The following is a 13,947-nucleotide window of genomic DNA, read 5'->3' on the forward strand; positions in this document are numbered from 1 at the left end:
TTTAGCCGGTTTATCTTGTTTCTGTCGAGGTCAACAATGGACGCCACATTCACAGGGAGCTGATTTCATGCAAACACGTCAACTGGGAAAAAACGGTCCACTGGTCAGCGCGATCGGTCTGGGCTGCATGGGCATGACCGATTTCTACACGACGGGCGTGGACATCCGCGAAGCCACCGCCACTCTGCACCGCGCGCTGGAGCTGGGGATCAACCTGCTCGACACCGCCGACATGTACGGCCCGCACACCAACGAGGAGCTGATCGGCAAGGCCATCGTCGGCAAGCGCGACCAGGTGTTCCTGGCCAGCAAATTCGGGATCGTCCGCGACCCGGGCAATCCGGTTGCGCGGGGCGTCAACGGCCGACCGGAGTACATTCGCTCCTCTATCGACGGCACCCTCAAGCGCCTCGGTGTCGAGACCCTGGATTTGTACTACCAGCACCGCATCGATCCGCAGGTGGCCATCGAAGAAACCGTCGGTGCCATGGCCGAACTGGTGAAAGCCGGTAAGGTTCGGTACCTGGGGTTGAGCGAGGCCTCGGTCGCAACGCTTGAGCGGGCACACAAGGTTCATCCGATCAGTGCGCTGCAAAGTGAGTATTCGTTGTGGAGCCGTGACCAGGAGGAAAACGGTTGTCTGGCTGCGTGTCAGCGCCTGGGGGTTGCCTTCGTCCCCTACAGCCCTTTGGGCCGTGGCTTTCTCACCGGCGCGCTGAAAAGCCCTGATGATTTCGCGGCAGACGACTACCGGCGCTTCAGCCCGCGCTTTCAAGGCGAGAATTTCGCCAAAAACCTGTTGCTGGTGCGCCAAGTGCAGGACCTGGCCGCAGAAAAAGGCGTGACCGCCGGCCAACTGGCGCTGGCATGGGTACTGGCTCAGGGCGATTACGTGATTCCGATTCCGGGAACCAAACAGCGTAAATACCTGGAAGAAAATGTGGCCGCGCTGGATGTGAAGCTCAGCGGCGAAGACTTGCAAGCGCTGGAAGCGATATTCCCGGCCAATGCCACGGCTGGCTTACGTTACCCGGAAGAAGTCATGGAGTTGCTCGAGCGATAATCCCGCCTTACCCTGAGCGCAGGCGCTCAGCCGCCAACCTGACAATCTTGTAATGTGCGCCTCATCTGACTGACAGCTTTGATCTACGATGATCAAGGCTGCCCAGTTTTGTATTACTTCGAAACACTCCTTGAATGCCTGGCCAAAAAAAATGGTCAGAATGCATTTTTTTGGCCGCAATTCGAGACGAGATTCCCCATGCGAACCCACCTGCGTCTGGTCGCCCTGAGCGCCCTGTTCATTTCCTCCCTGGCCCAGGCTGCCGACCTGATCCCGATCGAGGTTCACCGCGATGCCAATTGCGGTTGCTGCAAAAAATGGATCAGCCATCTGGAAGCCAACGGCTTCAAAGTCGACGATCACGTCGAAGCCAATATGAGCGAATTCAAGCAACAGCACGGCGTGCCTCCGCGCCTGGCGTCGTGCCATACAGGCTTGATCAACGGCAAATTCGTTGAAGGTCATGTCCCCGCCGATCAGGTGCTGGCCTTGAGCAAGCGCAACGATCTGTTGGGCGTTGCCGCCCCCGGCATGCCCATGGGTTCACCCGGCATGGAAATGGACGGCATGAGTGATGCGTATCAAGTGATCGGTCTGAAAAAAGACGGCACTGACGTCGTGGTGGCGGACTACCCCGCCCATTGATGTTCGGTGCGTACATCGGGCTGTTCTTCGTCGCATTCGGCGCAGCCACCCTGCTGCCCTTGCAGTCCGAAGCGGTATTGGTGGGGCTGTTGCTCAGCGGCAATTATTGGCTCTGGTCGCTGCTCGCCGTGGCGACATTGGGCAATGTTCTGGGGTCACTGCTGAACTGGTGGCTGGGGCGCGGTATCGAGCGGTTTCGTGACCGGCGCTGGTTTCCGGTCAGCCCGCGCCATCTGGAAAAAGCCCGAGTCCATTATCAGCGTTACAGTCATTGGTCGTTGCTGCTGAGCTGGGTGCCTGTGATCGGTGATCCGCTGACCCTGGTGGCCGGCGTGATGCGCGAGCCGCTGGGGCGATTCCTGCTGATCGTGACCCTTGCCAAAGGCGCCCGTTATGGTGTGCTGGCCATGGCCACAGTGGGCTGGATGGGTTGAACGATCATTCACGGCGATTGCCTGTGTTTAATGTCGCCCTAATCACGCCGATCCAGCATCGGCCGATTTCCAATGGAGTTCGCCCATGTCCCTCATCCGCTTCCGCTGGCTGCCCGGCCTGCTGCTGACCGCTGCATTGCCTGTCATCGCCCACGCCGAAGGCCCGGAATACGGGCCGGAGCTGCAAGGTTTCAAGTATCCCTACACGGTCAAGCATTTCGCCTTTGAGTCCCAGGGAAAATCCCTGCAAATGGGTTACATGGATGTCGCCGCCCACGGCAAGGCCAATGGACATAGCGTGGTGTTGATGCACGGCAAGAATTTCTGCGGTGCCACCTGGGACAGTTCGATCAAGGCCCTGAGTGAGGCCGGTTACCGGGTCATTGCCCCGGACCAGATCGGTTTCTGCACCTCCAGCAAACCCGACCATTACCAGTACAGCTTCCAGCAGCTGGCGACCAACACCCAGCAATTGCTCAAGGCCCTGGGCATTCAAAAGGCCAGTGTTCTCGGGCACTCCACCGGCGGCATGCTTGCCACTCGCTATGCGCTGCAATACCCCGATCAAGTCGAACAACTGGCACTGGTCAACCCCATCGGCCTGGAAGACTGGAAAGCCCTCGGCGTGCCCTATCGCACGGTTGATCAATGGTATGAGCGCGAGCTGAAACTCACCGCCGACGGCATTCGCACCTATGAACGCAACACCTATTACGGCGGCCGCTGGAAGCCGGAATTCGATCGTTGGGTAGACATGCTCGCCGGGCTGAACAAAGGACCGGGGCATACGCAGGTGGCGTGGAATTCGGCGCTGATCTACGACATGATCTTCACCCAACCGGTGTACTACGAGTTCAAGGACCTGAAGATGCCGACCCTGCTGCTGATCGGTACATCCGACACCACGGCCATCGGCAGCGACATTGCACCGCCCGAGGTCAAGGCGAAACTCGGTCACTACGACGTCCTCGGCAAGCAGGTAGCGAAACTGATTCCCCGGTCAACGCTGGTCGAATTCCCCGGCATGGGCCACGCGCCGCAAATGGAAGAACCGGCGCAATTCCACCAGGCCCTGCTCGCCTGGCTGAACAAAACCAACCCCGTTCATTGATGAGGTAAGGCTGATGGCAGTGCAGATTGCGGTGATTGATGACTGGCAGGACGTGGCCCGTGACGTGGTGGACTGGTCGGTGCTGGACGACATCGGTGAAGTGAGCTTCCTCCATGACTACCCTGCCGACAACGAAACCCTGGCAGCACGACTGGGCGAGTTCGAGGTGATCTGCGTGATGCGCGAACGCACCCGGTTCGATGAGGACCTGCTGCGGCGCTTACCGAAACTCAAGCTGCTGGTTACCGGCAGCATGCGCAACGCCGCCCTGGACCTGAAAGCCGCTGCTGCGCTGGGCATTCAGGTTTGTGGCACTGACAGCTACAAGCACGCCGCGCCGGAACTGACCTGGGCGCTGATCATGGCGGCGACCCGCAACCTTGTGGTCGAAGCCAACGCCCTGCGCGCAGGGGGATGGCAGCAAAGCCTGGGTGGCGACCTGCACGGCAAGACCCTGGCGATCCTGGGTCTGGGCAGCATCGGCACTCGCGTTGCCCAGTTCGGCCAGGTGTTCGGCATGCGGGTGATTGCCTGGAGCGAGAACCTGAACGCCGAACGCGCAGCCGAAGTCGGCGCGACCTACGTCAGTAAACAGGAACTGTTCGAACAGGCCGATGTGCTGTCGGTCCATCTGGTGCTCAGCGAGCGTAGCCGTGGCTTGGTGGACGCCCAGGCGCTGGACTGGATGAAACCCTCGGCGCTGCTGGTCAACACGGCACGCGGGCCGATTGTCGATGAGGCAGCGTTGATCAAGGCGTTGCAGAAACGGCGACTGGCAGGCGCTGCACTGGATGTCTTCGAGCAGGAACCCTTGCCGCCTCATCATCCGTTCAGAACCCTGGACACCGTGCTGGCCACGCCCCACGTCGGCTATGTCAGCCAGCAGAACTACCAGCAGTTTTTCTCGCAGATGATTGAGGACATTCAGGCCTGGTCTGCGGGAGAACCGATCCGCGTACTGAGCTGATACCGAGTCATCGTTCTTCGTCGGAACGCCGCCCGGAGCAAGCCCGCTCCCACATTGATTTTGTGAACGACACAGATCAAATGTGGGAGCGGGCTTGCTCGCGAATGACCTCCCACCGATTTAACTGCCCTTCACCGCTACAAACGCCACCGTCTCATAAGGAACCGTCACTACGTCCCTTCCACGAAGTTCAGGCTCCCCGGCAATCAGCGCTCTCAACTGTGCATCAACCTTCGCCCTCGATCTGAGCTTTCCTAGCACAGACCGCCAGAAAGAAATGAATAATTGTTCAGCCTGTGGTGTTCACCTTGCATCGCCCCTGAGAACTAACCTGTGGAGCATCGCCCATGAACACCCGTTTCTCTGCGTTAACTGTCCAGTTGCTGTTGGCAGTCGCATTGTCCAGTTCGCTGGCGTTCGCCAATGGTGGTGGCGATGACGCCCCCGCAAAACCCAATTGCCCCAAAGGGCAGGTCTTCGACTCCCGGTCGCAAAAATGCCTCAAGCAAACCAGCAGCCTGGTCCCGGACGCCGACCGCACCGATTACGCCTATCGCCTGGCCAAGGACGGCCGCTATGAGGAAGCGCTGGCTCTGCTCGACACCCTCAAACAGCCAAACACCGCCAAGGCTTTGAACTATCGCGGCTACGCCACGCGTAAACTGGGGCGCACCGACGAAGGCATCAGCTATTACCTGCAATCGGTCAAACTTGACCCGCACTACGCGCAAGTTCGCGAATACCTCGGCGAAGCGTATGTGATCAAAGGTCGGCTGGACCTCGCTCAGGAACAGTTGCAGCAGATCAAATCCATCTGCGGCAGCACCACCTGCGAGGAATACCAGGACCTGGCCGAAGCCATCAATGATTCATCGCAAACCTGACACACCGAGCAGACGGAGGTCGCCATCGCCAGCGATCAGGCAATACGGGCAGAACTGGGCCAGCACCTGGCGCGTTTATGGCGCTACGGCCTGCTGCTGTCCCGGCAACGGCATGTCGCCGAAGACCTGGTGCAGGCCACCTGCGTGCGGGCGCTTGAACGTGCCGGGCAGTTTGTCCCGGGCACCCGCATGGACCGCTGGTTGATGAGTATTCTGCATTCGATTTGGCTCAACGAAGTTCGCTCCCGAAGAGTGCGTCATGGACAGGGGCTGGTGGATGCCGACAACGCCTTGTCGTTCGATGGTGAATACGCGGCGCAAACCCATGTCCTCGCAGCTCAGGTGATCCGGCGTGTGGATGCCCTGCCCGAATCCCAGCGGGAAACGGTGTTTCTCGCCTATGTCGAAGGTTTGTCCTACCGCGAAGTGGCCGAGGTGCTGGACGTGCCCATCGGCACCGTCATGAGTCGCCTGGCTGCGGCACGCGCGAAACTGGCCGAGTACCCGCCATTGCACACCGTGCCGAATCCTTACACTGGAGAACGTCGATGAACGATCATGCACGCCCGACGTTCCCCTCGGATGAGCAACTGGTGGCCTATCTCGACGACCAGCTCGACAGCGAACAGCGCACCCGCATCGACGCGGCCATCCTTGAAGACCCAACGCTCAACCTGCGCCTGCAATGGCTGGCCCGCAGCAGCCTGCCATTCAAGGAGGCCTACGATGAATTGGGCCGACAGGCGCCCGTGGACCGCTTGCAATCGATGCTCGACACCTTGCCTTCACCTGAACGCCCGGCCATGAATCGGCGCTGGTTTCTCGCCGCGGCCGCCGGATTGGTGGTGAGTAGCGTGGTGGCGGATCGGCTGTTCCTCGGTTGGCAGTTGAGCCAGCAAAAGAACAACTGGCGCGCTCTGGTGGCCGAGTATATGTCGCTCTACGTGCCGCAAACCCTGGACCACTTGCCCACTGACGAAGCCGCTCAGCGGGTGCAACTGCGGACCATCGATGCGCGTCTGGGCCTGAATCTTGTGCCGGCACAACTGGCCTTGCCACGCTCCGAGTTCAAGCGCGCGCAAATCCTCGAGTACGACGGGGTCGCCATTGCCCAAATCACCTATCTGGACCCGGCGCACGGCCCCATGGCGCTGTGCGTCACCCGCTCCAACAGCGGCAGCCGGCATTTTGCCCAGGAGCGCCGGTACGGGATGAACATTGTCTATTGGGCTGACATGCAACATGCCTGGATGTTGATCGGGCATAACCCGGTGGCGGAACTGGAGGACATGGCGAAATTGTTGAGAGGTCGGCTGAGCGCGTGATCCGTTTTGTCACTATGCTGGGTGTCTCATTTCCAAGGAGGAGCCTACCCATGCCTATTTCTTCACGCACAGCCTTGCTGGTCATCGACGTACAGAACGACTTCATCCCCGGCGGCCATCTACCGGTGCCGGAGGGCGATCGGATCGTCCCGCTGATCAACCGCCTCGGCGCCCGGTTCACCCAAGTCATCATCGCCCAGGACTGGCATCCGGCCGGACATGCGTCCTTCGCCTCCAGCCACCCAGGCCGCGCACCTTATGACGTGATTCAACTGCCTTATGGCAAACAGACGCTCTGGCCGGACCATTGCGTGCGAGCCACGCCCGGTGCCGAGTTGCACAAGGATCTGGACCTGCCCCACGCCCAACTGATCATCCGCAAGGGCTGCAACCCGGACATCGACAGTTACTCGGCGTTTCTTGAGGCGGACCGCACGACCACCACAGGCTTGGCCGGGTACTTGAAGGAGCGCGGTGTCGACACGGTTTATCTGGTTGGGCTGGCACTCGATTTCTGCGTGATGTTTTCTGCGCTGGATGCGCGGGCGGCGGGGTTTAACGCGTTTGTGGTGATGGATGCGTGTCGGGCGATTGATCTGGAAGGCTCTCTGGCCTCGGCGATAGAGCGGATGCAGGTGGCTGGGGTTGGGTTGATTCCATCAACCGAAGTGCCAGATTACCCCCTGTAGCAGCTGTGTGGTGAGGGGATTTATCCCCGTTGGGCTGCGAAGCGGCCCCTTTTTTTCCAGCCACACCGCGTCCAATGGATTACGACGGCTTCGCCGCCGAACGGGGCGGTGCGGTGCGACGTTTCGCTAAATCCCCTCACCACAGCCTCGCAGGCTCGACAGCTGCTACAAAGAGTGCGTCAGGCTGAGGTGGGCAACCACAAACGGAACCGTGCCCCACCCAACGGCGAGGCTTCGACCGTTAGCGTGCCGCCCTGAGCTTCCAACGCCCGCCGACTGATTGCCAACCCCAGACCAAACCCGCCCGTGGCGCGATCCCGACTGCGATCCAGCCGATAGAACGGTTCGAAAATCCGCTCCCGCTCCTCATCCGGAATACCGATCCCGTCATCGTCCACCCAGATTTCAGCCCCCTTGGCACACACCTGCACACCAATCTGAATGCGTTTTTCGCAGTAGCGCATCGCATTGCGTAGCAGGTTCTGAATAGCGCGAGCCGTCAGCCTTGGGTCGAGGATGAAGCGTTCAAGTTGTCCGTGCAGGAGCACATCGATAACGATGTCCGGGGATTCCAGTTCTTCGTCGACGCTACCAAGGATGCTGTCGATAAACTCATCCAGCGACACCTCGACCCGCTCCGGCAGCCGCGCCGGGTTTTGCAGGCGGCTGTAGGACAACAGTTCCAGCACCAGCTCATCGAGTTCGCGAATGTGCGCGACCAGACCTTGCAGACGCTCGCGACTGGCAGCAGGCAAATCGTCGGACAGCGCCAGCGCCAGGCCGAAATCCAGTCGTGTCAGAGGCGTGCGCAATTCGTGAGAGACGGCATTGAGCAGGTCCCGCTGCTGGTTGAGCAGATTCTCGATATCGCCAGCCATGGTGTCGAAGACGTTGGCCAGGCTACCGATGTTGGAGCTTTTGGAAATCTGTGTGCGCTCGCTCAAGTGGCCCTTGCCGAAACGTTCAGCCGTACCTTTGAGGCGTTCCAGGTCGCGCCAGTGCGGGCGCAACCACAGCAACAGACAGGCGAGCATGGTCGCGCCGATCAGCACGTTGATGCTCCAGTACAACAGGCTGACGTCCATCGGGTCCGGCGGCACGACCATCTCCACCACCGTCCGCTCGTTCAGCGGCGACACCGCCAAGGTGCGCCAGCCCCAGTCGCCAATGCGCACGACGTTCTCGCCACGCTGCAAACGCTTGCGCTCATCAGCGGTGAAATCGGCATCGTCGTTACCGGTCAGGACGATGTGCAGCGGCTGGAATTCCTTGTCCATCTCCGCGGCCAAGGCCGGCCACTGCTCCGGGGGCACGGCGTGAAACTGTTTGACGATGAGGGTTTGCAGCCCGCGGGAATAGTCGAGGTTGTAGGTGACAAAGCGTTCCTGGAAGACCTTGATCACCACGTCAGGCACCAGATAGATCGCCGCGCTGTACGAGACGATGGTCACCAGATACAGGCGAAACAGGATTCTGAACATCGACTCAGCATTCCCACTCGGAACGGCTGAACAGGTAACCCTTGCCCCACACGGTCTTGATCTTGCGCGCCTCGCCGGCGTGGTCGTCGAACTTGCGCCGCAGCTTGGAAATCGCCACGTCTACCGAGCGGTCGGTGCCATTGAACTCGATGCCGCGCAGGCGTTGCAGAATCTGGTCGCGACTGAGCACTTCGCCGGCATGCCGGGCGAGTACCACCAGCAGGTTGTATTCACCGCTGGACAGTTCGACCAATTGCTCGCGCCAGGTCACGGTGCGCTCGGACAGGTCGATGCACAGATTGCCCATCAGAATGCGGTCGTTGGCCGTCTGCGGTTCAATCAGGCTGCTGCGCCGCAGCAACGTTCGCACTCGGGCCAGCAATACGCGCGGTTCGCAGGGTTTGGTGACGTAGTCGTCGGCGCCCATTTCCAGGCCCAGCACCTGATCGTGACTGTCGTCGCGGGCGGTGAGCATCAGGATCGGCAACGTGGCCGAGTCGGCGCGCAGCAAGCGGCAGACTTGCAGGCCATCGAGCCCCGGCAGCATCAGGTCGAGGATCACCAGGTCCGGCGGATTGACCCGCGCACGTTCGCGCACATGGTCACCACGGCTGATCACGCTGACGCTATAGCCGTTGCGTTCCAGGTAACTGGCAATCAATTCGGAGAGCGCGGTGTCGTCTTCGACCAGGAGGATGTTGGGCATGGGTGTTTCCAGGGAGTGCAGTGGTGCCTGGTCCGGCCTCTTCGCGAGCAAGCCCGCTCCCACATTGGATCTGTGGCGTTCACAAATCCAATGTCGGAGCGGGCTTGCTCGCGAAGGCGACCTGGCAGGCGCAAACGTAATCAAGCCGTCAAGGATATACGCCCTCACGCCCGCCTGAGTAAAACCCTTACACAATTTCACACAGCGCCTACAAAGCTTCACCGCTACCCTCGTCGCCTCCCCGTAGGATGCGGGGGGTCATTATTGGGGTATTACATGTCAAAGAATCTGCTTGCCAGGCTCAGCCTGATTGCACTGGCGGTGACGCTGAGCGCTTGTGACAAGGCCTCGACGGCCGAAGAACAGGCACCTCTGGCCACGGTTCGCATTGAAACCATCCAGGCCCGCCCCCTGTCGATCACCAGTGAACTCAGCGGGCGGATTGCCGCGCCACGCATTGCCGAAGTCCGCGCCCGGGTTGCCGGTGTGGTGCTGCAACGGGCGTTCCGTGAAGGCAGTGATGTGAAAAAAGGTGAAGTGTTGTTCCGTATCGACCCGGCGCCGTTCAAGGCCGACCTGGACAGCGCTGAAGCGGCGCTGCGCAAAGCTGAAGCCAATGCGTTCCAGGCGCGCTTGCAAGAGCAGCGTTACGCGCAGTTGATCGAAGGCAATGCCATCAGCGGTCAGGACTATGACAACGCCCGGGCCAGTGCCCGGCAAACGGCTGCCGACGTCGCCGCGAACAAAGCCGCCGTGGAACGGGCGAAACTCAACCTGGGTTACGCCACCGTCACAGCGCCGATCTCCGGGCGCATCGGCCGCGCATTGGTGACCGAAGGCGCACTGGTCGGGCAGAACGAAACCACACCGCTGGCATTGATCCAGCAACTGAACCCGATTCACGCCGACCTCACCCAATCGACCCGCGAACTCAACGACCTGCGCCGGGCGTTCCGTTCCGGCCACTTGCAGCAGGTCGGTCAGGACCAGGTAAAAGCCACGCTGATCCAGGACGACGGCAGTCTCTATCCGTTGCCCGGCAAGTTGCTGTTCGCCGACATCACCGTCGACCCCGGCACCGGGCAGATCATTCTGCGCAGCGAATTCCCCAACCCGGACCTCGACTTGCTGCCGGGCAGCTTCGTGCGCGTGCGTCTGGAGCAAGCGGTCAACCAACAAGGCATCAGCGTGCCGCAACGGGCCATCCAGCGTGACAGTGCCGGTATTGCCCAAGTGCTGTTGCTCGACGCCGAGCAGCGGGTCGGCCAGCAACCGGTCGAACTGGGCGCCGTGCAGAACGATCGCTGGATTGTCACCAGCGGCCTCAAGCCCGGCGACCGCATCGTCACCGAAGGCCTGCAGCACGCCCGTCCCGGCGAAAAAGTGCAGATCGACGACACCCCTCTTCCACTTGCCCAGGCTTCTGGTCAGTAAGCAGGACGCTTCTTTATGCCGCAGTTCTTTATCGATCGCCCGGTGTTCGCCTGGGTGGTTGCCCTGTTCATCCTGTTGGCCGGCGCCCTGGCCATTCCACAGTTGCCGGTGGCGCAATACCCCAACGTCGCGCCGCCGAAAGTCGAAATCTACGCCGTGTACCCTGGTGCTTCGGCGCAAACCGTGGACGAAAGCGTGGTCAGCCTGATCGAGGAAGAACTCAATGGCGCTGACCATCTGCTGTATTTCGAATCCCAGAGCAGCCTCGGCAGCGCCACCATCACCGCCACGTTCCAGCCGGGCACTGACCCGGAAATGGCGCAGGTCGATGTGCAAAACCGCCTGAAAGTGGTCGAGTCGCGTCTGCCTCAAGCGGTGACGCAGCAGGGCTTGCAGGTGGAGAAAGTTTCCGCCGGCTTCCTGCTGCTGATCACCCTCACCTCCAGCGACGGCAAGCTCGACGACGTGGCGCTCAGCGATTACCTGGCGCGCAACGTGATGAACGAGATCAAGCGTCTGGACGGCGTCGGCAAGGCGCAGTTGTATGGCGCCGAACGGGCCATGCGAATCTGGATCGACCCGCAGAAGTTGATTGGTTTCAACCTGACCCCGGCCGACGTCAACGCCGCCATCGTCGCGCAGAACGCTCAAGTCTCTGCCGGCAGCATCGGCGATTTGCCGACCCGCACCACCCAGGAAATCACCGCGACCATTCTGGTCAAAGGCCAGTTGTCGACGCCGGAAGAATTCGCCGACATCGTCCTGAAAGCCAATCCCGATGGCTCCACTGTGCGCATCAAAGACGTGGCGCGTGTCGAGATCGGCAGTCAGGAATATCAGTTCTCCACTCGCCTCAACGGCAAACCGTCGACCGCCGTCAGTGTGCAACTGGCACCGGGCGCCAATGCCTTGAGCACTGCCACGTTGGTGCGGGCAAAGATGGACGAACTGGCGCGCTACTTCCCGGCTGGCGTGGAATACAAGATCCCGTACGACACCTCGCCCTTCGTCAAAGTCTCGATCACCAAGGTGGTTTACACCCTCGGCGAGGCGATGTTGCTGGTGTTCGCCGTGATGTTCCTGTTCCTGCAAAACATCCGCTACACGCTGATCCCGACCCTGGTGGTGCCGGTGGCGCTGATGGGCACCTTCGCGACCATGTTGGCTCTGGGGTTTTCGATCAACGTGCTGACCATGTTCGGCATGGTGCTGGCAATCGGCATCCTGGTGGATGACGCGATTGTGGTGGTGGAGAACGTCGAGCGAATCATGGCCACCGAAGGCCTGTCGCCCAAAGAGGCCACGCGCAAGGCGATGAAGCAGATCACCGGGGCGATCATCGGCATCACGCTGGTGCTGGTCGCGGTGTTCATTCCGATGGCGTTCATGCAAGGGTCGGTCGGGGTGATTTACCGGCAGTTCTCCTTGTCGATGGCGACGTCGATTCTGTTCTCGGCGTTCCTCGCCCTGACCTTGACCCCTGCGTTGTGCGCGACGCTGCTCAAGCCGATTGCCAAGGGCGAACACCATGAGAAGCGCGGGTTCTTTGGCTGGTTCAACCGGCGTTTCGAGCAACTGACCGAGCGGTATCAGGGCTGGGTCGCCTATGCGTTGAAACGCACGGGCCGTTACCTGCTGATCTACGGCGTGCTGCTGATCGGATTGGGCGTGTGCTTCAGCCGCCTGCCCTCCTCGTTCCTGCCGGTGGAGGATCAGGGTTACACCATCACCGACATTCAGCTGCCGCCGGGTGCAAGCAAAAACCGCACGGTGCAGGTGGTCGAGCAGATCGAAGCCCACAACGCCACTGAACCCGGCGTCGGCGACAGCACGGTGATTCTCGGTTTCAGCTTCTCCGGTAGCGGGCAGAACGCCGCGCTGGCGTTTACCACCCTCAAAGACTGGTCTGATCGGGGCAGCGACGACTCGGCCAGTTCCATTGCCGACCGCGCCAACATTGCGTTGAGCCAGATCAAGGACGCGGTGGCGTTTGCAGTACTGCCGCCGCCGGTGGATGGCCTGGGCACCTCCAGCGGTTTCGAGTTCCGCTTGCAGGACCGTGGCGGTCTCGGCCATGCCACGTTGATGCAGGCGCGCAGTGAATTACTCGCTGCCGCCGAGAAAAGTCCGATCCTGATGAACGTGCGCGAAAGCGCCTTGGCCGAAGCGCCGCAGGTGCAACTGGAAGTCGACCGCAAACAGGCCAACGCGCTGGGCGTGTCCTTTGCCGACATTGGCAACGTGCTGTCCACCGCCGTCGGCTCGGCCTACATCAACGACTTCCCCAATCAAGGGCGGATGCAGCGTGTGGTGGTGCAGGCTGAAGGCGATCAGCGCAGTCAGGTCGCCGATCTGCTGAACATTCACGTGCGCAACAGCACCGGGGAAATGGTGCCGTTGTCGGCCTTCGTCCAGGCCAAGTGGACCCAGGGCCCGGCGCAATTGACACGCTACAACGGCTACCCGGCGATCAGCATTTCCGGTGAACCGTCGCCCGGTCACAGCACCGGCGAAGCCATGGCGGAAATCGAGCGTCTGGTGGCGCAAGGGCCGGCGGGGTTGGGGCAGGAATGGACCGGGTTGTCATTGCAGGAACGCTTGTCCGGCAGCCAGGCTCCGATCCTGCTCGGTTTGTCGTTGCTGATCGTGTTCCTGTGTCTGGCCGCGTTGTATGAGAGCTGGTCGATTCCGACTTCGGTGCTGCTGGTGGTGCCGCTTGGCGTGCTCGGCGCGGTGCTGGCCGTGACTTTTCGCGGGATGCCCAACGACGTGTTCTTCAAGGTTGGAATGATCACTATCATCGGGCTGTCGGCGAAGAACGCGATCCTGATCATCGAATTCGCCAAGAGCCTGTACGACGAAGGCCACGACCTGATCGACGCCACGCTGCAAGCTGCGCGCCTGCGACTGCGGCCAATTGTGATGACGTCGCTGGCGTTCATTCTGGGTGTGGTCCCGTTGGCGATTGCCACCGGGGCCAGTTCGGCGAGCCAGCAAGCCATCGGCACCGGAGTGATTGGCGGGATGATTACGGCGACGCTGGCGGTGGTGTTTGTGCCGGTGTTTTTTGTGGTGGTGATGAAATTGGTCCGTAAGCGGCATAAAAGTAACTGAGCAAACACAAATCAATTGTGGGAGCGAGCCGGCTCCGGGCGGCGTTCCGACGAAAGCGGCGTAACAGTCAACGGATATGTTGAATGTGATGGCC

The 13,947-nt window shown here is 60.9% G+C and carries 13 protein-coding genes and 1 pseudogene; 11 read left to right on the forward strand and 3 right to left on the reverse strand.

Annotation, left to right across the window (positions count from 1 at the left end; genetic code table 11):
• The first annotated feature begins 67 nt into the window (after positions 1 to 67).
• The 5 genes from KW848_RS02430 to KW848_RS02450 all read left to right on the forward strand — a co-directional run bounded on the left by KW848_RS02430 (position 68) and on the right by KW848_RS02450 (position 4,220).
• Positions 68 to 1,063 (forward strand): aldo/keto reductase, encoded by a 996-nt coding sequence (locus KW848_RS02430; protein WP_218535295.1) that lies wholly within the window; start codon positions 68 to 70, stop codon positions 1,061 to 1,063.
• A 198-nt stretch (positions 1,064 to 1,261) separates the two neighbouring features.
• A complete protein-coding gene (locus KW848_RS02435) occupies positions 1,262 to 1,708 on the forward strand; it encodes a DUF411 domain-containing protein (RefSeq protein WP_033055117.1) in 447 nt (148 codons plus the stop codon).
• Entirely contained in the window at positions 1,708 to 2,142 is a 435-nt protein-coding gene (locus KW848_RS02440) for a YqaA family protein (protein ID WP_218535297.1), read from the forward strand. The genes KW848_RS02435 and KW848_RS02440 overlap by 1 nt, the downstream gene beginning before the upstream one ends.
• An 85-nt stretch (positions 2,143 to 2,227) precedes the next feature.
• Positions 2,228 to 3,253 carry an alpha/beta fold hydrolase gene (locus KW848_RS02445; protein WP_218535299.1) on the forward strand — a complete coding sequence of 342 codons (1,026 nt, stop codon included), beginning with the start codon at positions 2,228 to 2,230 and terminating at the stop codon, positions 3,251 to 3,253.
• Positions 3,254 to 3,266: 13 nt separating this feature from the next.
• The gene (locus KW848_RS02450; RefSeq protein ID WP_218535302.1) at positions 3,267 to 4,220 is read left to right on the forward strand and encodes a D-2-hydroxyacid dehydrogenase family protein; all 954 of its coding nucleotides are present in this window, start codon (positions 3,267 to 3,269) and stop codon (positions 4,218 to 4,220) included.
• A gap of 120 nt (positions 4,221 to 4,340) precedes the next feature.
• On the opposite strand, the pseudogene KW848_RS31665 reads toward KW848_RS02450, so the two are convergent.
• Positions 4,341 to 4,460: pseudogene (locus KW848_RS31665) on the reverse strand (SAM-dependent methyltransferase); the annotation flags it as partial.
• Positions 4,461 to 4,567: 107 nt separating this feature from the next.
• On the opposite strand from KW848_RS31665, the gene KW848_RS02455 reads away from it, so the two are divergent.
• The 4 genes from KW848_RS02455 to pncA are packed head-to-tail and all read left to right on the forward strand — an operon-like array spanning position 4,568 to position 7,118.
• Complete coding sequence (locus tag KW848_RS02455) at positions 4,568 to 5,104, forward strand: tetratricopeptide repeat protein (RefSeq protein ID WP_218535305.1); 537 nt, start codon at positions 4,568 to 4,570, stop codon at positions 5,102 to 5,104.
• 54 nt (positions 5,105 to 5,158) lie between these two features.
• Complete coding sequence (locus tag KW848_RS02460) at positions 5,159 to 5,656, forward strand: sigma-70 family RNA polymerase sigma factor (protein WP_218535379.1); 498 nt, start codon at positions 5,159 to 5,161, stop codon at positions 5,654 to 5,656.
• Positions 5,653 to 6,429, forward strand: coding sequence for an anti-sigma factor (locus tag KW848_RS02465; protein ID WP_218535318.1), 777 nt, complete (start codon positions 5,653 to 5,655; stop codon positions 6,427 to 6,429). The genes KW848_RS02460 and KW848_RS02465 overlap by 4 nt, the downstream gene beginning before the upstream one ends.
• Before the next feature lie 50 nt (positions 6,430 to 6,479).
• Positions 6,480 to 7,118, forward strand: a complete 639-nt coding sequence (pncA, locus tag KW848_RS02470; protein ID WP_218535329.1) for a bifunctional nicotinamidase/pyrazinamidase — start codon at positions 6,480 to 6,482, stop codon at positions 7,116 to 7,118.
• Positions 7,119 to 7,297: 179 nt separating this feature from the next.
• On the opposite strand, the gene KW848_RS02475 is transcribed toward pncA, so the two are convergent.
• Together KW848_RS02475 and KW848_RS02480 are read right to left on the reverse strand one after the other, a co-directional pair.
• A complete protein-coding gene (locus KW848_RS02475) occupies positions 7,298 to 8,599 on the reverse strand; it encodes an ATP-binding protein (RefSeq protein ID WP_218535331.1) in 1,302 nt (433 codons plus the stop codon).
• A gap of 4 nt (positions 8,600 to 8,603) precedes the next feature.
• Positions 8,604 to 9,305, reverse strand: coding sequence for a response regulator transcription factor (locus KW848_RS02480; protein ID WP_074876325.1), 702 nt, complete (start codon positions 9,303 to 9,305; stop codon positions 8,604 to 8,606).
• 276 nt (positions 9,306 to 9,581) lie between these two features.
• Here KW848_RS02480 and KW848_RS02485 point away from each other — a divergent pair, with 276 nt between their 5' ends.
• Together KW848_RS02485 and KW848_RS02490 are read left to right on the forward strand one after the other, a co-directional pair.
• Positions 9,582 to 10,739 (forward strand): efflux RND transporter periplasmic adaptor subunit, encoded by a 1,158-nt coding sequence (locus tag KW848_RS02485; protein WP_192408353.1) that lies wholly within the window; start codon positions 9,582 to 9,584, stop codon positions 10,737 to 10,739.
• A 15-nt stretch (positions 10,740 to 10,754) separates the two neighbouring features.
• Positions 10,755 to 13,853 carry an efflux RND transporter permease subunit gene (locus KW848_RS02490; RefSeq protein ID WP_218535333.1) on the forward strand — a complete coding sequence of 1,033 codons (3,099 nt, stop codon included), beginning with the start codon at positions 10,755 to 10,757 and terminating at the stop codon, positions 13,851 to 13,853.
• Positions 13,854 to 13,947 lie beyond the last annotated feature (94 nt).

The organism is Pseudomonas sp. PDM25 (genome assembly GCF_019219045.1).
Classification (GTDB): domain Bacteria; phylum Pseudomonadota; class Gammaproteobacteria; order Pseudomonadales; family Pseudomonadaceae; genus Aquipseudomonas.

Excerpts from the sequence above, each read along its gene's own strand:
- KW848_RS02435 (WP_033055117.1), top strand. The coding sequence starts at position 1,262 with ATGCGAACCCACCTGCGTCTGGTCGCCCTGAGCGCCCTGTTCATTTCC.
- KW848_RS02440 (WP_218535297.1), top strand. The coding sequence starts at position 1,708 with ATGTTCGGTGCGTACATCGGGCTGTTCTTCGTCGCATTCGGCGCAGCC.
- KW848_RS02450 (WP_218535302.1), top strand. The coding sequence starts at position 3,267 with ATGGCAGTGCAGATTGCGGTGATTGATGACTGGCAGGACGTGGCCCGT.
- KW848_RS02490 (WP_218535333.1), top strand. The coding sequence starts at position 10,755 with ATGCCGCAGTTCTTTATCGATCGCCCGGTGTTCGCCTGGGTGGTTGCC.
- KW848_RS02480 (WP_074876325.1), bottom strand. The coding sequence starts at position 9,305 with ATGCCCAACATCCTCCTGGTCGAAGACGACACCGCGCTCTCCGAATTG.
- KW848_RS02475 (WP_218535331.1), bottom strand. The coding sequence starts at position 8,599 with ATGTTCAGAATCCTGTTTCGCCTGTATCTGGTGACCATCGTCTCGTAC.
- KW848_RS02455 (WP_218535305.1), top strand. The coding sequence starts at position 4,568 with ATGAACACCCGTTTCTCTGCGTTAACTGTCCAGTTGCTGTTGGCAGTC.
- KW848_RS02485 (WP_192408353.1), top strand. The coding sequence starts at position 9,582 with ATGTCAAAGAATCTGCTTGCCAGGCTCAGCCTGATTGCACTGGCGGTG.
- KW848_RS02465 (WP_218535318.1), top strand. The coding sequence starts at position 5,653 with ATGAACGATCATGCACGCCCGACGTTCCCCTCGGATGAGCAACTGGTG.
- KW848_RS02445 (WP_218535299.1), top strand. The coding sequence starts at position 2,228 with ATGTCCCTCATCCGCTTCCGCTGGCTGCCCGGCCTGCTGCTGACCGCT.
- pncA (WP_218535329.1), top strand. The coding sequence starts at position 6,480 with ATGCCTATTTCTTCACGCACAGCCTTGCTGGTCATCGACGTACAGAAC.
- KW848_RS02430 (WP_218535295.1), top strand. The coding sequence starts at position 68 with ATGCAAACACGTCAACTGGGAAAAAACGGTCCACTGGTCAGCGCGATC.